This is a genomic window from Janthinobacterium sp. HH102, from assembly GCF_001758625.2.
Taxonomy (GTDB): Bacteria; Pseudomonadota; Gammaproteobacteria; order Burkholderiales; family Burkholderiaceae_D; genus Janthinobacterium.
In genome coordinates this window covers 4,500,777-4,522,282 of sequence record NZ_CP062062.1, presented here as the reverse complement: position 1 = coordinate 4,522,282, position 21,506 = coordinate 4,500,777, and the positions used below count along the sequence as shown (strand labels likewise).

The window sequence follows — 21,506 nt, the reverse complement described above, 5'->3', positions numbered from 1 at the left end:
GTAGTAATCGAGTATGGCAAGTGTAGTGAAATGTAATTGTAATAAACGATGTCGGTCCGGGCTATTTTCGGGTAGTCTTTGCCGCTGGGATACTCGATTCGCATGTATTTGCCAATCGATTGTGCTAAAATTTTAGAACTTATGTATTAGGAGTCATCATGGCAGTTCAACAGAACAAGAAAACCCCTTCCAAGCGCGGCATGCACCGTTCGCACGACTTCCTGGTCGCGCCGCAATTGAGCGTCGAGCCAGTTACCGGCGAAACACACATGCGTCACCATATCAGCCCTAACGGCTTCTATCGTGGCCGTAAAGTGTTGAAGACCAAAAACGACGAGTAATCGACGTTTTTGTTGGGTAAGATGAAAGCGGTGTTGCGTGGTTATTCGGCGTGGCGCCGCTTCTTCTTTTTTATCGGCTGCAATTCATCTTGCACACCCGTCATTTTGAATCACGCTGTCCAGGCCTGTGCATGACATGCTGCGCCCTGCATATGCTCCAGTCCGATTCACATCTTGCCGCACGCCCGCAGCGGTATTGAATCAACACAAATGACAATCAAAATTTCTATCGACTGCATGGGCGGAGATCACGGTCCCTCAGTCACTATCCCCGCAGCAATTTCCTTCGTAAAACATGAGCCTGAAGCCGAACTGATCCTTGTTGGATTGGAAGACGTGATTCGTGCCGAACTGAAGAAACATAAAGCCGACACGCATCCGCGCCTGTCGGTATTGCATGCCTCCGAACAAGTTACCATGGACGATCCCCTGGAAGTGGCCCTGCGCCGCAAGAAGGATTCCTCCATGCGCGTGGCCATCGAACAGGTCAAGAGCGGTGTGGCGCAAGCCTCCGTTTCCGCCGGTAATACGGCAGCCCTGATGGCCGTGTCGCGCTACGTATTGAAAACCATGTCCGGCGTCGACCGCCCGGCCATCTGCAGCATCTTGCCGAATCAAAAGAACGGCCCGACCTACATGCTGGACCTGGGCGCCAACGTCGATTGCGAACCGCATCACTTGCACCAGTTCGCCATCATGGGCTCCGTGCTCGTGTCCGCCATGGAGGGTATCGAACGTCCCACGATCGGCTTGCTGAACGTGGGCACGGAAGATATCAAGGGCAATGAAGTGGTGAAACTCACCTCGAAGCTGCTGCAGGCCGACCACGAGCGTGGCGCGCTGAACTTCTACGGCAACGTGGAAGGCAACGATATCTTCAAGGGCACGACCGATATCGTCGTCTGCGACGGTTTCGTCGGCAACGTGACCCTGAAGGCCATCGAAGGCCTGGCGCGCTTCATGAAAGACGTGCTCACTTCCGAATTCAAGCGCAATCCGATTACCATGCTGGGCGCGCTGATCGCCCGCGGGGCCCTGAAAGCCATCGGCAACCGCTTGAATCCTTCGCGTTACAACGGCGCCAGCCTGCTGGGCTTGCGTGGCCTCGTCTTCAAGAGCCATGGCAGCGCCGATGCCTATTCCTTCGAATGGGCCTTGCGCCGCGCCTTTGATGCGGCAAAAAATGACGTGCAAGCGCACTTGGCCAGCCTGATCGCCGAGTTGATGCCGCGCACGCCAGTTCCGGATGAACCTACATCAACAAGCTCTACCATTTAGTGGACGGGTACTTGCATGACTGTTTTTAGCAAAACTTACAGCAAAATTATCGGTACCGGCAGCTATCTGCCGGAGAAGCGCGTCACCAACCAGGACTTGACCGAACAGCTGGCCGCCAAGGGCATCGAGACGTCGGATGAATGGATCGTGTCGCGCAGCGGCATCTCGGCGCGCCATTACGCGGCGCCAACGCAAAACTCCTCGGACCTGGGCGTGGAAGCGGCCAAAAAGGCCCTGGACATGGCCGGCCTGAACGGCAACGACCTCGACCTCATCATCGTCGCCAGCTCGACCCCCGACTTCTTCGGCAGCTTCCCCAGCACCGCCTGTATCGTGCAAAACAAGCTGGGCATCACGAACAATTGCGCCGCCGTCGACGTGCAAGCCGTCTGCAGCGGTTTCGTGTATGCGGTGGCCACGGCCGACAGTTTTATTCAATCGGGCATGCATAAAAACGTGCTGGTGATCGGCGCCGAAGTGTTTTCGCGCATCCTCAATTTCGACGATCGCGGCACTTGCGTGCTGTTCGGCGACGGCGCCGGCGCCATCGTCATGACGGCGTCGAAAGAACCGGGCATTCTGGCCACCAAGCTGCACGCGGACGGCCGCCACTCGAACATCCTCAGCGTGCCGGGCAGCCTGGCTGGCGGCGCGCTGGACGGCAGCGCCTTCCTGTACATGGATGGCCCGGCCGTCTTCAAGCTGGCCGTGTCCGTGCTGGAAAAGGTCGCGCACGAAGCCCTCGAACACGCCAACATGACGTCGGACCAGATCGACTGGCTGATCCCGCACCAGGCAAATATCCGCATCATGAACAGCACGGCCAAGAAACTCGGTTTGCCGCTGGACAAGATGGTCGTCACCGTCGACCAGCACGGCAACACTTCGGCCGCTTCGATCCCGCTGGCGCTCGACATCGCCGTGCGCGACGGCCGGGTCAAGAAGGGCGACAACGTCATGATGGAAGGCGTGGGCGGCGGCTTTACCTGGGGCGCCGTGCTGGCAAGGATGTGATAGCCGAAGGCTGACTTTGGGGTCCGACCCGTCGGGGGAATACATTCCAATGGAATGCATTCCGATCCCGCAGGGACGTACCCCAGCAGTTGCCTTTAGGTCTCTGATTCTCTAAATAGTAAAAAAACGGAGTCGACATGACACAATTTGCATTTGTTTTCCCAGGCCAAGGCTCGCAAGCGATTGCGATGCTCGATGGTTTCGCCGGCAACCCCGTGGTTGCGCAAACCGTCGCCGAAGCGTCGGATGCCCTGCAATGCGACCTGGGCAAGCTGATCGCCGAAGGTCCGAAGGAAGAGCTGGACCTGACCACCAATACGCAACCGGTGATGCTGACGGCGGCCGTGGCCTTCTATCGCGCCTGGCTGGCAGCGGGCGGCCCCGTGCCGACGGTCGTGGCCGGTCACAGCCTCGGTGAATATTCGGCGCTGGTCGCCGCCGGCGTGATCTCGTTCAAGGATGCCGTGCCGCTCGTGCGTTTCCGCGCGCAAGCCATGCAGGAAGCCGTACCGGTAGGGCAGGGCACGATGGCTGTCGTGCTGGGCCTGTCGGATGATGACGTGCGCGCCGCCTGTGCGGAAGCGGCGGCGGAAAACCCGGCCCTGGTGGTCGAGCCTGTCAATTTCAATGCGCCGGCGCAAGTCGTCATCGCCGGCCACACGGCGGCCGTTGAGCGCGCCTGCGAACTGGCCAAGGCCAAGGGCGCCAAACGCGCCATGAAGCTGCCCGTTTCCGCGCCATTCCACTCGTCGCTGCTGAAACCGGCATCGGACCGCTTGCGCGAGTACATGGCCGGCCTGACGTTCGCCGCGCCGCAGATCGCCCTGATCAACAACGTCGACGTGGCCATCGTCAACGACGTCGCCGGCATCAAGGATGCGCTCGTGCGCCAGGCAGCCAGTCCCGTGCGCTGGGTGGAAACCATGCAAAAAGTGGCGGCAGACGGCATCACGCAAGTGATCGAATGCGGCCCGGGCAAGGTCCTGATGGGCCTGGCCAAGCGCATCGATCCCGTGCTGGTGGGCGACGCCATCGTCGACCAGGCTTCGCTGGAACGCATTTTGACGCAGCTCAAATAAACATCAGATCGCGGCAGCCTGCCTGCCGCGCTTGCTTTTAAGGATACTCATGAATTTAGCAAATCAAGTCGTGCTGGTCACGGGCGCCTCGCGCGGCATCGGCCGCGCCATCGCCACCGAACTGGGCAAACAGGGTGCTACCGTGGTTGGCACCGCCACCTCGGAAAGCGGTGCGCAAGCGATCACCGATTACCTGGCCGCCGAAGGCGTCACGGGCAAGGGCCTGGTCCTGAACGTGACCGATGCGGCGCGCTGCGCAGCCGTCGTCGATGAAGTGCAGAAAGCCTACGGCAGCCTGTCCATCCTCGTCAACAATGCGGGCATTACGCAAGACCAGCTGGCCATGCGCATGAAGGATGAAGAGTGGGACAGCGTGATTTCCACGAACCTGTCGGCCGTCGGCCGCCTGTCGCGCGCCGTACTGCGCGGGATGATGAAAGCCAAAACTGGGCGTATCATTAATATCACGTCGGTGGTGGCGTCGTCGGGCAATCCGGGGCAAATGAATTACGCGGCGGCCAAGGCCGGCGTGGAAGGCATGAGCCGCGCCCTGGCGCGCGAAATCGGCAGCCGCAACATTACCGTGAACTGCATCGCCCCTGGCTTCATCGATACCGACATGACCAAGGCCCTGAGCGAAGAGCAGCACGCGGCCCTGTTGACGCAAATTCCCCTGTCCCGCCTGGGCAAACCGGAAGACGTGGCGGCGGCGGTGGCCTTTTTGGCCTCGCCGCAAGCGGCCTACATCACGGGCACCACCCTGCACGTGAACGGCGGTATGTACATGAATTGATGTGAAAGCTAGACGGGGCGGGCGTTTGTGGCATCATTCAATGGCCGTTTTTGTCTATAATCGCATCTTTTAGCAGCAGCTTCGGTCGAATTAGCAGCAGACACCGAAATTAGTATTCGGACGCGCAAACCTGATAAAATGCGCGCACTTTCCGTAACACACACTTTGGAGCCATAACATGTCGGATATCGAACAACGCGTTAAGAAAATCGTCGCTGAGCAACTGGGCGTTGCAGAAGCAGACATCAAAATCGAATCCTCCTTCGTCGACGATCTCGGCGCCGATTCCCTGGACACCGTGGAACTGGTCATGGCCCTGGAAGACGAATTCGAAATGGAAATCCCTGACGAACAAGCTGAAAAAATCACCACCGTGCAACAGGCGATCGACTACGCCACCGCACACGTCAAGGCCTAAGCCTGTCTGACCGACTTCAGGAGAATCGCTTGAGCCGTTCTAAAAACCGTCGTGTTGTTGTCACCGGCCTGGGCTGCGTTTCACCTGTCGGCAATACTATTGCCGAGGCGTGGGGCGCAATCATTGAAGGTAAATCCGGCATTGCCACGATTACCAAGTTTGATGCACAGCCATTCACCACGCATTTTGCCGGTGAAGTCAAAGGCTTCAATATCGAAGAGTATATCTCCGGTAAGGAAGCACGCCACATGGATACCTTTATCCATTACGGCATGGCTGCCGGCATCCAGGCGATGCAGGACTCCGGCCTGGAAGTGACCGAAGAAAACGCCGAGCGCATCGGCGTGATCATCGGTTCCGGTATCGGCGGCTTGCCGCTGATCGAGGAAACCAAGTCCGAGTACGAAAAGCGCGGTCCGCGCCGTATCTCGCCCTTTTTCGTGCCTGCCTCGATCATTAACATGATCTCTGGCAACCTTTCGATCAAATATGGTCTGAAGGGCCCGAATCTGGCGATCGTGACGGCGTGTACCACCGGTTTGCACAGCATCGGTGCCGCAGCGCGCATGATCGAGTACGGCGATGCCGACGTCATGATCGCCGGTGGCGCTGAATCGACCGTGTCGCCGCTGGGCCTGGGCGGTTTCGCCTCGGCGCGCGCCTTGTCGACCCGCAACGACGATCCGGCAACGGCATCGCGTCCGTGGGATACCGACCGCGACGGCTTCGTGCTGGGCGAGGGCGCTGGCGTCATGGTGCTGGAAGACTACGAGCACGCGGTGGCCCGTGGTGCCAAGATCTATGCCGAAGTGCATGGTTTCGGGATGAGCGCAGATGCTTATCACATGACCTCGCCGCTGGAAGATGGCAGCGGCGGCAGCAAATCGGTGATCGCGGCCCTCAACAACGCCGGCTTGAACGCGGATCAGATTCAGTACCTGAACGCGCACGGCACGTCGACCCCGCAAGGCGACGTGGCGGAAGTGATGGGCATCAAACGCACCTTCGGCGAGCACGCCAAGAATCTGGTTGTCAACTCGACCAAGTCGATGACGGGCCATTTGCTGGGCGGCGCGGGCGGTCTGGAAGCGGTGTTTACGGTCCTGGCATTGCACCATCAGGTGTCGCCACCGACCATCAACATCTTCAACCAGGATCCAGCTTGCGATCTCGATTTCTGTGCCAACACGGCGCGGGATATGAAGATCGATTATGCAGTGAAGAATTCGTTCGGCTTCGGCGGCACGAATGGCACACTGATTTTCGGTAAAGCGAAATAAGCAGGAACTTTCAAGCGCTCGCTACGGTCAAATCGTAGTGAGCGCTGATTCGGCGCCAACGTTCGTTGGCGCCTGAATTTGCCCGGCATGTTGCCGGCGCGCCTTTTTTTTCCCATGAAGTATGTCAATCGCAGTAGCGGCTGTCATTCGCACGCCTGTCTGTTTGCGTCTGTTGCAAGCGGCGCTGGGACTGTGTGCCTTGCTGGCCGCCTGGCCCCTGAGCGGTGCGTGGCGCGCTGCGGCGGTGCCTGGCCAACTGGTGGGCGGCTATGCGCTGGGCTGGCCCGGCGCGTTGCTGAGCACGGCTGGCGGCGTGTTGTTGCTCGCTTTGCTGCGCAGGCGCAGAAAGCCGCAGACGCTTGATATTTCGCCGGTTGGCCAATTGCGGCTGGCGGTATATCTGGAGCATGGCGGAGCGCCAGGGGCGGATGCCGACGGGGTGGCGGCGCCGCCCGGCCCGGGGCCGTCGCCGCCGTCAGGACTGCGCCTGTTGCCGGGCTCGACCCTGTGGCCGTCGCTGCTGGTGCTGTGCCTGGCCGATGCCGCGGGGCGGCGCACGCAGGTGCTGGTGCAGCGCGGCGGCGGCTGCCCCGCCTTCCGCCCGCTGGCCGTGGCGTGCCGGGCCATTGCGGCGCGGAGTGGGGACGAATAAAAGTGGGGCGAACACTGAACTTCTTGCAGCGGGCCAACTCTATATCCATACAGGCGCCCACGCTGCATGACTACAGGGACATTGGGCGTGAGGACAGAGCGCGAGTATGATCAGTTACTGGTCGAGCGGGTGCAGGCTGGCGACAAAAGGGCATTCGATGTGCTGGTATCGAAATACCAGCGCCGCTTGATGCGCCTCGTGTCGCGCCTGGTGCACGACCCGGCGGAGGCCGAAGATGTGGTGCAGGAAACCTTTATCAAGGCATACCGGGCGCTGCGCCATTTTCGCGGCGATGCCGCCTTTTATACCTGGCTGTACCGCATCGGCATCAATACGGCCAAGAATTATCTCGTCACGCAGGGAAGGCGCGCCGCCACGTCCAGCGATGCCGACGCCGAGCAGGCCGAGTCCTTCGATGATGGCAATAAACTGCGTGACAACAATACACCGGAATCGGTGCTGGCGAGCAAGCAGATTGCGGCCACCGTCAATGCGGCCATGGATGTGCTGCCCATCGAATTGCGCACGGCCATCGTGCTGCGCGAGATCGAGGGCCTGAGCTATGAAGAAATATCGGAGATCATGGCGTGCCCCATTGGCACCGTGCGCAGCCGGATTTTTCGCGCGCGCGAAGTGATTGCGGAAAAATTGAAACCGTTGCTGGACATGCCAATTGACAAGCGCTGGTAATCTGAAGAGTATGAGGTTGGCATGGCTGCGCCCGGTTTTCGCACCGATCCTCTTGAAATGGCAGGACCCATCATGGATACGCACACACGTTTGCACGAGACTATTTCCGCCCTGGCCGATGGCGAGCTGGCGGCGAGCGAACTCGAACTGGCTTTTGCCGCCCTCGACACGGATGAGGGGAGGCAAGCCTGGAATGCCTATCGCCATATCGGTGACGTGCTGCGCTCGGAGCAGTGCGGCCATGCACTGAGCGCCCAGTTCGATGCACGCCTGGCCAGCCGCCTGGCCGCCGAGTCGGCGCCTGCCCATGCGGAACCGCTGCTGCCCCTGTCCGCCGCCATCGTGCCGCCGGGCGCAGCCGAGCCGCTGGAGGCGGGGCCGCTGGCGCAGCGCTAGGGCGTTTCGCCATCTTATGCCAGGCTTAACGTTCCTGTCGCCCTCTTGACACTGGCCTTCGGTACGATTGACACTGTGTGCAGGCAATATCTTGCTTTTGCGATATATTGTTGCTGCCATGCGCGCTACCGGATGGGTTTGCCCCGGGGACGCCGTCATGACGGCCAATCGTGCACGCAGGCAATCGCCTGATTCGCGTTTTGATCCGTTTATATATTCGAAGAGATCCTTTCCATGAAAAAAAACATGTGTGCCGCCAGCAAGTCGTTTTCAGTAAAGACGCTTTCCGCCTTATTGTTCGGTACCGCTGGCGTGTTTCTGGCTCCCACCATGCTGGGCCTGGCGCCACAGGCGCAGGCCGCCGTGCCGGCAGTGAAACTGCCTGATTTCTCGGACCTGGTCGACGCCGTGGGCCCGGCCGTGGTGAATATCCGCACCACCGAACGCCTGAGAATGGGCGGCGCCGGCGCCGGCAGTCAGGATGAGCAGGAAATGCAGGAATTCCTGCGCCGCTTCTTCGGTGGCGCCATGCCGACGCCGCGCCAGCAGGCGCCGCGTGGCGGCCGCCGCGCCATACCGCAGGAACAGGAAGTGCAGCGCGGTGTCGGTTCCGGCTTCATCATCTCGGCCGATGGCTACGTGCTGAGCAATGCCCACGTGGTCGATGGCGCCGACGAGGTTTACGTGACGCTGACGGACAAGCGCGAATTCAAGGCCAAGGTGATCGGCGCCGATGCGCGCACCGACGTGGCCCTGCTGAAAATCGAGGGCGGCAACCTGCCGCGCCTGACTATCGGCGATTCGAACAAGATCCGCGTGGGCGAATGGGTGATCGCCATCGGCTCGCCGTTCAACCTGGAAAACACGGTGACGGCCGGCATTATTTCCGCGAAGTCGCGCGACACGGGCGACTACCTGCCGCTGATCCAGAGCGACGTTGCCGTCAATCCCGGCAACTCGGGCGGTCCCCTGATCAATATGCGCGGCGAAGTGATCGGCATCAATTCGCAGATCGCCACCCTGTCCGGCGCCTACAACGGCATTTCATTTGCCGTGCCCATCGATGAAGCCATGCGCGTGGGCGAGCAGCTGAAAAAGACGGGCAAGGTCGTGCGCGGCCGCATCGGTGTGCAGATCGGCGAAGTGAGCAAGGACGTGGCGGGATCGCTGGGCTTGCCGAATGCCAAGGGCGCGCAAGTGTCGATGGTGGAGCCGGGCGGTCCGGCCGACAAGGCGGGCATCAAGCCCGGTGACATCATCCTGAAATTCAACGGCGCGCCGATCGAGCGTTCGTCCGACCTGCCGCGTCTGGTGGGCGGCGCTCCCGTCAACGGCAAGTCCACGCTCACCGTCTGGCGCAAGGGTGCGCAGCAGGACATTCCCGTCACCGTCGTCGAGCTGGAAAGCGAGAAAACGGCGAAGAAGGGCGCCAGGGAGCCGGAAGCGCAAGCCGTCAATGCACTGGGGCTGAAGGTCAGCGACGTGCCGGCCGCGAAGAAACAGGAATTGAAGATCGACGCCGGCGTGCAGGTTGACGAGGCCGATGGCGTGGCCGCTCTGGCCGGCCTGCAGCCTGGCGACGTGATCTTGCAGCTGAATAACGTTGCCGTGAAAGACGCCAAGCAGTTCAACGCCCTCGTGGCCAAGCTCGATCCGAAAAAGACGTCGGCCGTGCTGGTGCGCCGTGGCGACGTAGCGCAATTCGTTTCGCTGCGCCCGTCGGCGAAGTAAGGTTCTGATTCACCTGCATCCCGGCTGTGGCCGGGATGCCTTTTTCTCTTTTCCATGCACTTCACGCTCTATTCCCGCAGTTATTGCCACCTTTGCCAGGACATGCTCGATGCCTTGCTCCTGCTGCAGCCGCCCGGCAAACCGTTCACGGTGGACGTGATCGACATCGACGCCTCGCCCGACGCCTCGCTGCTGGCCCGTTTCGACGAGCTGGTGCCGGTGCTGTTCGGCGACCTGGCGCAGCCCGAGCTCTGCCATTATTTTCTCGACGAGGCGGCCGTGCGGCGCTGCCTGATGTAGTTTAACTGTCAATATTGACACTGCATTGCACCATTCTGGTGCTGAAAACAGCCGAAAATGTCGGCTTGCCCCGGTGCCGGCCTCATAAGACGGGCTTTCTACTCTGAAATCCGGTAAAATGGGGAGGTCGAAAAAGCTACTGTCCGAGGCAGCAGCTTCTGTCGCTTCAAAAGCGCTCGCCTGGGCATGCAGATGTCCTGCTCGGAGCGCTTTTTTCATCATGAGTGGGGCGCCTGGTTTTGGCCCTGTTTGGCCCGGACATGATCCCCCTGATTCCTGTTAAAGCAGTGTCGTCAACTTCGCACTTATATTAGTTAATGAACAACATACGCAACTTCTCCATCATCGCCCATATTGACCACGGTAAATCGACCCTGGCTGACCGCATCATTCAATTGTGCGGCGGCTTGTCCGACCGCGAGATGGAGGCGCAGGTGCTCGATTCGATGGATCTGGAGCGCGAGCGCGGCATTACCATCAAGGCGCAAACGGCGGCCCTGCACTACAAGGCGCGCGATGGCCAGATCTACAACCTGAACCTGATCGATACGCCCGGCCACGTCGACTTCAGCTATGAAGTGTCGCGCTCGCTGTCGGCGTGCGAAGGCGCGCTGCTGGTGGTGGATGCATCGCAAGGCGTGGAAGCGCAAACGGTCGCCAACTGCTACACGGCGCTGGACCTGGGCGTGGAAGTGGTGCCCGTCCTGAACAAGATCGATTTGCCGAACGCGGATCCGCCGAGCGCGATTGCCGAGATCGAAGACGTGATCGGCATCGACGCGGCCGACGCCGTGCATTGCTCGGCCAAGACGGGCTTCGGCGTGCTGGACGTACTCGAGCAGCTGATCGTCAAGGTGCCGCCACCGAAGGGCGACCCCGATGCACCGCTGCAGGCGCTGATCGTCGACTCCTGGTATGACGCCTATGTGGGCGTGGTCATGCTGGTGCGCGTGATCAACGGTACCCTGAAGCCGAAAGACAAGATCCGCCTGATGGCCACCGATTCGGTGCAGCTGGTGGAAGACATCGGCGTGTTCTCGCCCCGTTCGCAATCCTTGCCGCAGTTGTCAGCAGGCCAGGTGGGCTTCATCATTGCCGGCATCAAGGAATTGAAAGCGGCGAAAGTGGGCGATACCGTCACCCTGGCCAACCGTCCTGCCGCCGCGCCATTGCCTGGCTTCAAGGAAGTGCAGCCGCAAGTGTTCGCCGGCCTGTTCCCCGTGGAAGCGAACCAGTACGACGCGCTGCGCGACTCGCTGGAAAAGCTGAAACTGAACGATGCGGCCCTGATGTACGAGCCGGAAGTGTCACAGGCGCTGGGCTTCGGCTTCCGCTGCGGCTTCCTGGGCTTGCTGCACATGGAAATCGTGCAGGAGCGCCTCGAACGCGAATTCGACATGGACCTGATCACCACGGCGCCAACCGTCGTGTACGAAGTGATCCAGCGCGACGGCACCATGATCAACGTCGACAACCCGTCGAAGATGCCCGATCCGTCGCGCATCGAGGAAGTGCGCGAGCCTATCGTCACCGTCAATCTGTACATGCCGCAGGAATACGTGGGCTCCGTGATCACCCTGTGTATCGGCAAGCGCGGCATCCAGATGGACATGAGCTACCACGGCCGCCAGGTCAAGCTTGTGTATGAAATGCCGATGGCCGAGATCGTGCTGGACTTCTTCGACCGCCTGAAATCGACGTCGCGCGGCTATGCCTCGATGGATTACGAGTTCAAGGAATACCGCGCGGCTGACGTGGTCAAGGTCGACATGCTGATCAACAGCGAAAAAGTCGATGCGCTGGCCATCATCGTTCACCGTTCGAACAGCCAGTACCGTGGCCGCCAGGTGGCTGCCAAGATGCGCGAACTGATTCCGCGCCAGATGTTCGACGTGGCCATCCAGGCGACCATCGGCGCGAACATCATTTCGCGCGAGAACGTGAAAGCCTTGCGCAAGAACGTCCTGGCCAAGTGCTATGGCGGCGATATCAGCCGCAAGAAGAAATTGCTGGAAAAACAAAAAGCGGGTAAGAAACGCATGAAGCAAGTGGGTTCCGTGGAGATCCCGCAAGAGGCATTCCTGGCAATTTTACAAGTGGATGGTTAATCAATGAACCTGCAAGTGATTTTAGGAAATTTCGCTTTAATCCTGTTCGTGCTGATGGTGTTGACGGGCCTGGTCTGGTGCCTGGATGTATTTTATCTGTCCAAGCAGCGCCGGCAGGCGGCCGACCGTGCCCTGGCCGAGTTCGATGAGCGTCAAGCGAAGTCGTTGGCTGAAGGCATCAAGTCCGATGGTAGCAGCAGCCGCCGCGCCGCCATCGAGGCAGATCTGTTGCGCCAGCCGACCTGGGTCGAGTATTCGGGCAGCTTCTTTCCCGTCATCGCCCTCGTGTTCTGCCTGCGTTCGTTCCTGTACGAGCCGTTCAAGATCCCGTCGAGCTCGATGGTGCCGACCTTGCTGGTCGGCGATTTGATCCTGGTAAACAAGTTCACCTATGGCATTCGTTTGCCGATCGTCAACAAGCGCATCATTGAAGTCAATGATCCGCAGCGCGGCGACGTGATGGTGTTCAAGTATCCGAAAGATATGTCGCAAGACTATATCAAGCGCGTGATCGGGGTGCCCGGTGATAAAATCACCTATGAAAACAAGCGCTTGACGGTCAACGGCAAGGAAGTGGCGTACACCCCGCTGGACGACTACCTCGATGACGAAAGCACGGTCTACCACAAGCAGCTGGAAGAAAACCTGACGGGCGTGAGCCACCGCATCCTCAACGACGAGCCCGCTCCCACGTTGAACTTGCGCGAAGTGAAGGATTTCCCGCACAAGGAGGCGTGCAGCTACAACGAAGACGGCTTCACGTGTGTGGTGCCACAAGGCAATTACTTCATGATGGGCGATAACCGCGACAATAGCGCGGACAGCCGCTACTGGGGTTTCGTGCCGAACGAAAACATCGTCGGCAAGGCTTTCCTGGTGTGGATGAACTTCAGCAATCCGAAACGCGTGGGCGGCATACACTAAGCCGGCCTGGTCTGTAATGGACCAACCATGGCTGCCGCGCCGACTCCCCGCGCGGCGGCCAGCCGAATTACTCAGATGACACAGAAACAACAATGAATCTTCAGCTATTGCAAACCCGTTTAGGCTATACGTTCCAGGATGCTGGCCTGTTGCAGCAAGCCTTGACGCACCGTAGCCACAGCAGTTTGCATAACGAGCGGCTGGAATTCCTCGGCGACTCCATCCTCAACTGCGTGGTCGCTTCCATCCTGTACGAACGTTTCAAGACCATCGACGAAGGCGACCTGTCGCGCCTGCGTGCCAACCTGGTCAAGCAGCAGTCGCTGTATGAAATCGCGCAAAAGCTGGAATTGTCGCAATTTTTGCGCCTGGGCGAAGGCGAGCTCAAATCGGGCGGCTTCCGCCGTCCATCGATCCTCGCCGACACGCTGGAAGCCTTGCTGGGCGCCATCTTCCTCGACACGGGCTTCGACGCCGCCAGCACGGTGATCCGCGCCTTCTACATTCCCATCCTCGACTCGGTCGATCCGCAAACGCTGGGCAAGGATGCCAAGACCCTGCTGCAGGAGTTTTTGCAGAGCAAGAAAATTTCGCTGCCACAGTACAACGTGGTGGCTACCCATGGCGCCGCCCACAGCCAGGAATTCGAGATCGAATGCCTGGTGCCGAAATTGAACATCCAGGTTTACGGCCGTGGCGGAAGCCGCCGCGCCGGTGAGCAAGCCGCCGCCAAACTGGCGCTGGACGTGGCCGAGCAGGCGCTGTTGAAGTCGCCTGCCGCCAGCCGCAAGCCCAAACCGCGCGCCGCCCAGCTCAAGCTGGCCGGCATTGCCACCATCCAGAGCGACGACGCGCCAGCCCCGGCTGCCCCGGCGATCGCCGCTCACACTAAACAGAATCGACACTAGCATGACAGCCACCAAAATGCCCGACAACTTCCGCTGCGGCTATATCGCCATCGTGGGCCGCCCCAACGTGGGCAAATCGACCCTGATGAACGTGCTGATCGGCGCGAAGGTCAGCATCACTTCGCGCAAGGCGCAAACCACGCGCCACCGCATCACGGGCATCCAGACGGTGCCGGACGCGCAATTCATCTACGTCGACACGCCCGGCTTCCAGACGCGCCACTCGAACGCGCTGAACAAGACGCTGAACAAGACCGTCACGAACACGCTGATTTCCTCGGACGTGATCCTGTACGTGATCGAGGCGGGCACGTTCGGCCCGGCCGACCAGCAAGTGATGGACCTGCTGCCGAAGGAAGTGCCGTGCATCCTCGTCATCAATAAATCGGACAGGGTCAAGGACAAGGCCGTGCTGCTGCCGTTCGCGCAAAAGATCGCCGCCATGCGCGACTTCGCCGCCATCGTTCCTGTGTCCGCCAAGCTGCATTTCCAGCTGGAAGGCCTGCAGAACGAGATCAAGCGCTTCTTGCCGGAAAACCAGCCTATCTTTGGCCCGGACGACATCACGGACCGCAGCGAGAAATTCCTCGCCTCGGAAATCGTGCGCGAAAAACTGTTCCGCTTCGTCGGCGACGAACTGCCGTACACGAGCACCGTGCTGATCGAGAAATTCGAGCAGGAAGGCGATTTGCGCCGCGTGTTCGCCGCCATCCTGGTCGAGCGCGATACGCATAAATCCATGATCATCGGCAACAAGGGCGCGCGCCTGAAGGAAGTCTCCACCCAGGCCCGCCTGGATATGGAAAAACTGTTCGGCGGCCCCGTGTACCTGGAAATCTGGGTCAAGGTCAAGTCGGGCTGGGCCGACAACGAGGCGGGCTTGCGCGCCTACGGCTACGAGTAATCCACAACCCGGGGGCGACACCACACGCATGAGCACCACCACGCCAGCGCTGCACGATCCCGCGCCAGCCTCACCCGTTGTCCCCGCGCCGGCGGCCATCGCGCCGCCGGCCGCACCTTCCGCAGCACCCCGGCGCAGCCGTCCGCCCGCGCGCGACGGCCGCATCACGGGCCAGCCAGCCTTCGTGCTGCACAGCTATCCGCATAAAGAAACCAGCCTCATCGTCGACGTGTTTACGCGCGAATACGGCCGCATCGCGCTCGTCGCCAAGGGCGCCAAGCGGCCCCATTCGCAGTTGCGCGGCGTGCTGCAGACGTTCCAGCCGCTGCAGGCGGGCTGGACGGGCAAGTCCGAGCTGCGCATCCTGACGGGCGCGGAATGGGTGGGCGGCATGCTGCCGCTGGAAAAGACGGCCCTGCTGTGCGGCTTCTATCTGAACGAATTGCTCGTCAAATTGCTGGCGCGCGACGATCCGCATCCCGTGCTGTTCGACCACTACGTTGCCACCTTGAATCAACTGGCGCACAATGAGCCGCCGCCCATCGTGCTGCGCAAGTTCGAGCGCGCGCTGCTCAAGGAAACGGGCGTGGCGGCCGACCTGACGCGCTGCACGGGCACGCGCCAGGCCGTCGAAGCGGGGCAGGTATACGTGGTCGACCCGGAACGGGGACCGCGCCCGGCGCGCGCCGCCGACGCCTGGCCCAAGATCACGGGCAAGACCCTGCTCGACATGGAGCGCGAAGATTACCTTGACGTGGCCACGCAGGCGCAAAGCAAGCTGCTGATGCGCTTTTTGCTGGCCCATCAACTGGGGGGCGCCACCTTGAACACGCGCCAGATACTGATCGATTTAATGCAGTTGTAGCGGTTGCGCTACAGCACTTTACGGATACCATCACTATGAGCTTTTTGCAGCCTGCCGGCCCCGTCATCGACCTGGGCGTCAACATCGACCACGTGGCCACCTTGCGCAATGCGCGCGGCACCGCGTATCCGGACCCGATCCGCGCGGCCCTGCTGGCCGAACAGGCGGGCGCCGACGCCATCACCCTGCACCTGCGCGAAGACCGCCGTCACATCAAGGATGCGGACGTGATCGCCATCGCGCCGCAGTTGCTCACGCGCATGAACCTGGAAGCGGCAGTGACGCAGGAAATGATCGACTTCGCCTGCGGCATCCGCCCGGCCGACGTGTGCCTGGTACCGGAAAAACGCACGGAAGTGACGACCGAGGGTGGCCTGGACGTGGTGCGCTACTTCAAGGAAGTGCAGGCTGCCGTCAAGCAATTGCAAGGCGAGGGCATCCGCGTGAGCCTGTTCATCGACGCGGACGAACAGCAGATCGCCGCCGCCGCCGAACTCGGTGCGCCCGTGATCGAACTGCACACGGGGCGCTACGCCGATACCGAGGGCGCGGAACAGTTGGCGGAGCTGGAACGCATCAAGGCGGGCGTGCTGTTCGGCGTGGGCCGCGGCTTGAAGGTCAATGCGGGCCACGGCTTGCATTACACCAATGTGCAGGCGATCGCCGCGATTCCCGATATTGCCGAACTGAACATCGGCCACGCCATCGTCGCTCATGCCGTGTTTGTCGGCTGGGAAAACGCCGTGCGCGAAATGAAGGCCATCATGGTGGCGACGCGCCTCGCTGGCAAAGCATAAACGCGCACAAGGGAGAGCGCCATGATCTACGGCATCGGCACCGACATCTGCAAGATTCCCCGCATCGAGGCGGCTCTGGCGCGCCACGGCGAGCGTTTCGCCAAAAAGATACTGGGACCGCAGGAGCTGGACAAGTTCCGCGCCCGCAGCGCCAAGAACGCCGTGCGCGGCGTGCGTTTTCTCGCCACCCGTTTTGCGGCCAAGGAAGCGTTTTCCAAGGCCATCGGCCTGGGCCTGCGCATGCCGATGACGTGGCCCGCCGCGCAAATGCTGAACCACCCCAGCGGCAAGCCGATGATCGTCTGCAGCGGCGTGCTGGCCGACTTCATGGAAAAGAATCGCCTGAGCGCGCAAGTGACGATCAGCGATGAAGAAGAGTATGCCGTGGCGTTTGTGATTGTGGAGCAAGCGCCGTAATGCAGACGACTGCTGGGGTCAGTCTTTTCGATCGGAATGCGTCCCACTGGGACTTATTCCCCCGGCGGGTCTGACCCCATTTAAGAGCCAGCAATGACCGAAGCAATACCCGACCTCCATTCCACGGAAACGCCGCCCGACCCGCGCGCGCAGGTGCTGGCCACCGTCGCCAAGCTGCCGAACCTGCCCGGCGTGTACCGCTATTTCGACGCCGCCGACAAGGTGCTGTACGTCGGCAAGGCGCGCGACCTGAAAAAGCGCGTCTCCAGCTATTTCCAGAAAAACCTGGCCAGCCCCCGCATCGCCATGATGGTCGAGCGCATCGCGCGCCTGGAAACGACCGTCACGCACAGCGAGGCGGAAGCCCTGATCCTGGAAAACAACCTGATCAAGGCGCTGCAGCCGCGCTACAACATCCTGTTCCGCGATGATAAATCGTATCCGTATCTGAAAATCACGAATGGCGATGCGCCGCGCATGGTGTATTACCGGGGCGCGGTGGACAAGAAAAACCAGTATTTCGGGCCGTTCCCCAGTTCCTGGGCCGTCAAGGAATCGATGCAGATCCTGCAAAAGGTTTTTCTCATCCGCACCTGCGAGGACAGCGTGTATGCGAACCGCACGCGGCCCTGCCTGCTGCACCAGATCGGCCGCTGCAGCGCGCCGTGCGTGGACCTGATCAGCAAGGAAGATTATAAAAACGACGTGGAAAACGCGGCGCGCTTCCTGCGCGGGCGCCAGAGCGAAGTGATGGCCGACCTGGAAAAGAAGATGCACGCGTTTGCCGCCGAACTGAAATTCGAGCAAGCCGTGGTGGTGCGCAACCAGATCGCCTCGCTGTCGCGCGTGCTGCACCAGCAGAGCATGGAAACGACGGGCGACGCCGACGTCGACATCATCGCCGTGCTGGTGCAGGGCGGGCGCGCCTGCGTCAACCTGGCCATGGTACGGGGCGGGCGCCACCTGGGCGACCGCGCCTATTTCCCCAGCCAGCTCAGCGATGCGGCGGCGATTGCCGAAGAGCCGATCGAGGTGGAAGTGCTGGCCGCCTTCCTGGCCCAGCACTACACGGAAAAATTCATTCCCGGCACCTTGATCCTGAATATCGAGTTCGACCAGCCGGCCCTGATGGTGGCGTTGATGGAGCAGTGCGGCCACCGCATCAACCTGATCTTCCAGCCGCAGGGTCAGCGCCGCCAGTGGCTGGAAATGGCGCAGAAGGGCGCCGGGATTTCGCTGGCGCGCCTGTTGTCCGAGCAGGGCTCGCAGCAGTCGCGCACGCGCGCGCTGGCCGAGGCGCTGCGCCTGGAAACGGAGGATCTCGACAGCCTGCGCGTCGAATGTTTCGACATCAGCCACACGCAGGGCGAGGCGACGCAGGCCTCGTGCGTCGTATTCCACCACCACGCCATGCAGAACGGCGAATACCGGCGCTACAACATCAACGACATCACGCCCGGCGACGATTACGCAGCCATGCGCCAGGTCTTGATGCGCCGCTACGAGAAGGTGGCCAATGGCGACGGCGTGATGCCCGACGTGGTGCTGATCGACGGCGGCAAGGGCCAGATCGAAATGGCGCGCCAGGTGTTCGCCGAGCTGGGACTCGATATCAGCTTGATTGTCGGCGTGGCCAAGGGGGAAGGGCGCAAGGTGGGCCTGGAAACCCTGCTGTTCGTCGATGGCCGCGCGGCGCAGGAACTGGGCAAGGAATCGGCGGCCCTGATGCTGATCGCGCAAATCCGCGACGAGGCGCACCGCTTCGCCATTACCGGCATGCGCGCCAAGCGGGCCAAGACGCGCCAGACGTCGCGCCTGGAAGAAATCGAAGGAATCGGCGCCAAGCGCCGCCAGAAACTGCTGTCGCGCTTTGGCGGCTTGCGCGGCGTGGTCGACGCCAGCGTCGAGGATCTGATGTCGGTGGAGGGGATTTCCACGCAACTGGCGGAAGAGATCTACAAGCAGCTGCATTAATGGATGGGGGCCTGGTCCGGCGCTGCGGCAACCGGACTAGGCTAATGTTGCCGGGCCATGTAGACTAGTGGCGCTTTCTTCACGCTTTCTTCATGTTCAATTTACCCGTCGGCCGATTGCTCTCTTATGCCTTTTAATATTCCCATCCTTTTGACCTGGCTGCGCGTGGCCCTGATCCCGCTCGTCGTCGGCGTGTTTTACCTGCCGCCGTCGATGCTGCTGCATGGCGACCAGAACCTCGTTGCCACCCTGGTCTTCATCGTTGCGGCCGTGACCGACTGGTTCGATGGTTTCCTTGCGCGGCGCTGGAACCAGACGTCCGCCTTCGGCGCCTTCCTCGACCCGGTCGCCGACAAGCTGATGGTGGCGGGCGCCTTGCTGGTGCTGGTGCAGCTGGACCGTGTCAATGCCGTGCTGGCCTTCATCATCATCGGCCGTGAAATCACGATTTCCGCCTTGCGCGAATGGATGGCGCAGATCGGCGCGTCGAAATCGGTGGCCGTCAGCTCGATCGGCAAGATCAAGACGGCCGCGCAGATGACGGCCATTCCCTTGCTGCTGTACCACGAAGTGATCTTCGGCGCGATCGACACCCATGTGTGGGGCGAGAAGCTGCTGTGGATCGCCTGCGTGTTGACGGTGTGGTCGATGTTCTATTACCTGCGCCTGGCATGGCCGCTCATCAAGGAAAAAGCGGGCAATCTGCATTGAGGTGATGGACGCCGATAGCATTGGGCTGGCGTCTTTTTAACCCAAACGCAAGAGCTGGGGTCAGACCCAAAGGGTCTGACCCCAAATATTTTGCAAAAGACCAGATATTGCCCGTTGACAGCCCCTGTAATCCCTCTATAATGCTGGCCTGTTGTTGATGACGCGGGAGTAGCTCAGTTGGTAGAGCGCAACCTTGCCAAGGTTGAGGTCGAGAGTTCGAGACTCTTCTCCCGCTCCAGTTTTCTGGATCGTGTCATAGGTAAAAACAGCAAATGCAGTAAAAAGTAGTACTGGCGATGTAGTAGAGCTTCTGATACAATGTTGTCCACTGCGGGAGTAGCTCAGTTGGTAGAGCGCAACCTTGCCAAGGTTGAGGTCGAGAGTTCGAGACTCTTCTCCCGCTCCAGTGAACACTGGATCAGCAGTAAAGCAGCACTGGTAAACGGTAGCAAAAAGCAGTAAAATAGCGGTTCGTATGCGGGAGTAGCTCAGTTGGTAGAGCGCAACCTTGCCAAGGTTGAGGTCGAGAGTTCGAGACTCTTCTCCCGCTCCAGCGAAAGCTGAAGCAGCATAGCAAGAATGGCAGTAGCAGAAAATAGAAGCTCCAATGCGGGAGTAGCTCAGTTGGTAGAGCGCAACCTTGCCAAGGTTGAGGTCGAGAGTTCGAGACTCTTCTCCCGCTCCAGAATTCTAAAGGGAAGCTAAGCTGGCTTCCCTTTTTTATCCGCCGCAACGCAGTCATGCGGCGTGATTAAGCGGTAAACAAGCTCCAATGCGGGAGTAGCTCAGTTGGTAGAGCGCAACCTTGCCAAGGTTGAGGTCGAGAGTTCGAGACTCTTCTCCCGCTCCAGTTTTCAAGGTGGGCCGCAAGGCGCATCCAAGCAGTTCCTCTGGCGAGGTAGCAAAGAGGTTATGCAGCGGCCTGCAAAGCCGTTTAGACGGGTTCGATTCCCGTCCTCGCCTCCAGATGCAGCGCAGTGATTGACGCGCAGATAAAAAAGCCCACTTCGGTGGGCTTTTTTTTGCCTATGCGGCTGAACGGCGTCGGCTGCAATTAAATACAGGGCTTCAGTTTATTTGATTTCCGGGAAATGACTAACCGACAGTAATCTGTGGATCCCAATAAAAATAACCATACAGGCTTTGCGTCTGGCCATCGTCATTCAGGCTATATACGGCAATATAGACATAGAAATTTTCCGTGCCGGATTTGGATACCTGCGCCGTGAAATTAGAAAAATTGCGCGGTTGCTGTATTGCCGGCAAACCATTCGAGGAATCCGAATTCGGCATGACCGCATTTCTGCGGGTAATGGTATTGGAGACAAAGGTATTGAAGACCTTGTCGCCATTCCAGTAATTGATGCCATACACAATGACGGCCGAATCGGCGTTGTCATAGATGGACGCGCCGGTGAACGAGACATAGTCGCCCACGTTGGCCCTGAAACTCAGGTCAGCAGAGCCTTGTCCGCTATTGATGCCGCGCGGGTCGGTGGCAATCATGTACTGGCTGGTATGCGCCAGGCCCACGGGCTTGCTCTGATCAGGGGCGGTCTGACGCGGATGCTGAGCCATAATCAGATCGGTGTCTATTACAACGAGAATGTTGATTGTAATATTGCTGGCATATAATTGCGCGTCGGTCATGATTCCTCCTCGGTTTTCCTACTCGTCTGGCTTTTCGGATACGCCCCGTTTTTTAATGTGGTAAGCAGTCTCCACCGCTGCTGTGTAGAATAATGGAGAAAATTGCATAGATACTATCCAATTGAAACAGCAGTATTATTTAAAAATATTCCATTTAAATTATTTTTATTTTGTAAATACAGCTGCTGGAAACATTATTTTCCTGCCCGCGTCTGCGTGCCGCGGTCCCGACCATCCGGCCCGGCCGCATCTTGTATAATGTCTGCAGGCTCAGCC

At 60.0% G+C, this 21,506-nt stretch carries 22 protein-coding genes and 6 tRNA genes; 27 read left to right on the top strand and 1 reads right to left on the bottom strand.

Annotated elements, in window-relative coordinates; genetic code table 11:
* Positions 1-158 precede the first annotated feature (158 nt).
* The 27 genes from rpmF (at position 159) to JAB4_RS20450 (ending at position 20,546) form a co-directional block, all read left to right on the top strand.
* Positions 159-341 (top strand): 50S ribosomal protein L32, encoded by a 183-nt coding sequence (rpmF, locus tag JAB4_RS20580; RefSeq protein WP_034749653.1) that lies wholly within the window; start codon positions 159-161, stop codon positions 339-341.
* A 210-nt stretch (positions 342-551) separates the two neighbouring features.
* A complete protein-coding gene (gene plsX / locus JAB4_RS20575; RefSeq protein WP_035820253.1) occupies positions 552-1,619 on the top strand; it encodes a phosphate acyltransferase PlsX in 1,068 nt (355 codons plus the stop codon).
* 15 nt (positions 1,620-1,634) lie between these two features.
* Positions 1,635-2,633: a beta-ketoacyl-ACP synthase III gene (locus JAB4_RS20570; protein WP_070223881.1), complete on the top strand. Its 999-nt coding sequence runs from the start codon at positions 1,635-1,637 to the stop codon at positions 2,631-2,633.
* A 137-nt stretch (positions 2,634-2,770) separates the two neighbouring features.
* Complete coding sequence (gene fabD / locus JAB4_RS20565; protein WP_070223879.1) at positions 2,771-3,712, top strand: ACP S-malonyltransferase; 942 nt, start codon at positions 2,771-2,773, stop codon at positions 3,710-3,712.
* A 49-nt stretch (positions 3,713-3,761) separates the two neighbouring features.
* Positions 3,762-4,505, top strand: coding sequence for a 3-oxoacyl-ACP reductase FabG (gene fabG / locus JAB4_RS20560; protein ID WP_070223877.1), 744 nt, complete (start codon positions 3,762-3,764; stop codon positions 4,503-4,505).
* A 178-nt stretch (positions 4,506-4,683) separates the two neighbouring features.
* A complete protein-coding gene (gene acpP / locus JAB4_RS20555) occupies positions 4,684-4,923 on the top strand; it encodes an acyl carrier protein (RefSeq protein ID WP_008449912.1) in 240 nt (79 codons plus the stop codon).
* A 29-nt stretch (positions 4,924-4,952) separates the two neighbouring features.
* Positions 4,953-6,203 (top strand): beta-ketoacyl-ACP synthase II, encoded by a 1,251-nt coding sequence (gene fabF / locus JAB4_RS20550; RefSeq protein WP_070223875.1) that lies wholly within the window; start codon positions 4,953-4,955, stop codon positions 6,201-6,203.
* A 121-nt stretch (positions 6,204-6,324) separates the two neighbouring features.
* On the top strand, positions 6,325-6,855 hold the full coding sequence (locus tag JAB4_RS20545; RefSeq protein WP_139143556.1) for a hypothetical protein: 531 nt from the start codon (positions 6,325-6,327) through the stop codon (positions 6,853-6,855).
* A 66-nt stretch (positions 6,856-6,921) separates the two neighbouring features.
* Positions 6,922-7,545, top strand: a complete 624-nt coding sequence (rpoE, locus tag JAB4_RS20540; RefSeq protein ID WP_070223871.1) for an RNA polymerase sigma factor RpoE — start codon at positions 6,922-6,924, stop codon at positions 7,543-7,545.
* A gap of 72 nt (positions 7,546-7,617) precedes the next feature.
* Positions 7,618-7,941: a sigma-E factor negative regulatory protein gene (locus tag JAB4_RS20535; RefSeq protein WP_070223869.1), complete on the top strand. Its 324-nt coding sequence runs from the start codon at positions 7,618-7,620 to the stop codon at positions 7,939-7,941.
* 234 nt (positions 7,942-8,175) lie between these two features.
* Positions 8,176-9,672 carry a DegQ family serine endoprotease gene (locus JAB4_RS20530; protein ID WP_070223868.1) on the top strand — a complete coding sequence of 499 codons (1,497 nt, stop codon included), beginning with the start codon at positions 8,176-8,178 and terminating at the stop codon, positions 9,670-9,672.
* Between the two features lie 54 nt (positions 9,673-9,726).
* The gene (locus JAB4_RS20525) at positions 9,727-9,972 is read left to right on the top strand and encodes a glutaredoxin family protein (protein WP_070223866.1); all 246 of its coding nucleotides are present in this window, start codon (positions 9,727-9,729) and stop codon (positions 9,970-9,972) included.
* A 317-nt stretch (positions 9,973-10,289) separates the two neighbouring features.
* Positions 10,290-12,080, top strand: coding sequence for a translation elongation factor 4 (gene lepA / locus JAB4_RS20520; RefSeq protein WP_070223864.1), 1,791 nt, complete (start codon positions 10,290-10,292; stop codon positions 12,078-12,080).
* A 3-nt stretch (positions 12,081-12,083) separates the two neighbouring features.
* Positions 12,084-13,004, top strand: coding sequence for a signal peptidase I (lepB, locus tag JAB4_RS20515; protein WP_070223862.1), 921 nt, complete (start codon positions 12,084-12,086; stop codon positions 13,002-13,004).
* A gap of 92 nt (positions 13,005-13,096) precedes the next feature.
* Positions 13,097-13,912, top strand: a complete 816-nt coding sequence (gene rnc, locus JAB4_RS20510; RefSeq protein ID WP_070223860.1) for a ribonuclease III — start codon at positions 13,097-13,099, stop codon at positions 13,910-13,912.
* 1 nt (position 13,913) lies between these two features.
* Positions 13,914-14,816, top strand: coding sequence for a GTPase Era (era, locus tag JAB4_RS20505; RefSeq protein ID WP_034749612.1), 903 nt, complete (start codon positions 13,914-13,916; stop codon positions 14,814-14,816).
* A 28-nt stretch (positions 14,817-14,844) separates the two neighbouring features.
* Positions 14,845-15,681 carry a DNA repair protein RecO gene (recO, locus tag JAB4_RS20500; RefSeq protein WP_070223858.1) on the top strand — a complete coding sequence of 279 codons (837 nt, stop codon included), beginning with the start codon at positions 14,845-14,847 and terminating at the stop codon, positions 15,679-15,681.
* A 35-nt stretch (positions 15,682-15,716) separates the two neighbouring features.
* Positions 15,717-16,478, top strand: a complete 762-nt coding sequence (pdxJ, locus tag JAB4_RS20495) for a pyridoxine 5'-phosphate synthase (RefSeq protein WP_070223856.1) — start codon at positions 15,717-15,719, stop codon at positions 16,476-16,478.
* Between the two features lie 21 nt (positions 16,479-16,499).
* Positions 16,500-16,895 (top strand): holo-ACP synthase, encoded by a 396-nt coding sequence (gene acpS / locus JAB4_RS20490; protein ID WP_070223854.1) that lies wholly within the window; start codon positions 16,500-16,502, stop codon positions 16,893-16,895.
* Positions 16,896-16,988: 93 nt separating this feature from the next.
* Positions 16,989-18,869 (top strand): excinuclease ABC subunit UvrC, encoded by a 1,881-nt coding sequence (gene uvrC / locus JAB4_RS20485; RefSeq protein ID WP_070223852.1) that lies wholly within the window; start codon positions 16,989-16,991, stop codon positions 18,867-18,869.
* A gap of 126 nt (positions 18,870-18,995) precedes the next feature.
* Complete coding sequence (pgsA, locus tag JAB4_RS20480; protein WP_034749601.1) at positions 18,996-19,580, top strand: CDP-diacylglycerol--glycerol-3-phosphate 3-phosphatidyltransferase; 585 nt, start codon at positions 18,996-18,998, stop codon at positions 19,578-19,580.
* 162 nt (positions 19,581-19,742) lie between these two features.
* Positions 19,743-19,818 (top strand) — tRNA-Gly (locus tag JAB4_RS20475).
* 92 nt (positions 19,819-19,910) lie between these two features.
* A tRNA-Gly gene (locus tag JAB4_RS20470) sits at positions 19,911-19,986 on the top strand.
* 71 nt (positions 19,987-20,057) lie between these two features.
* Positions 20,058-20,133, top strand: a tRNA-Gly gene (locus JAB4_RS20465).
* A gap of 56 nt (positions 20,134-20,189) precedes the next feature.
* Positions 20,190-20,265, top strand: a tRNA-Gly gene (locus JAB4_RS20460).
* An 89-nt stretch (positions 20,266-20,354) separates the two neighbouring features.
* Positions 20,355-20,430, top strand: a tRNA-Gly gene (locus JAB4_RS20455).
* Positions 20,431-20,472: 42 nt separating this feature from the next.
* Positions 20,473-20,546, top strand: a tRNA-Cys gene (locus JAB4_RS20450).
* Positions 20,547-20,675: 129 nt separating this feature from the next.
* On the opposite strand, the gene JAB4_RS20445 is transcribed toward JAB4_RS20450, so the two are convergent.
* A complete protein-coding gene (locus JAB4_RS20445) occupies positions 20,676-21,230 on the bottom strand; it encodes an inclusion body family protein (protein WP_070222332.1) in 555 nt (184 codons plus the stop codon).
* Positions 21,231-21,506 lie beyond the last annotated feature (276 nt).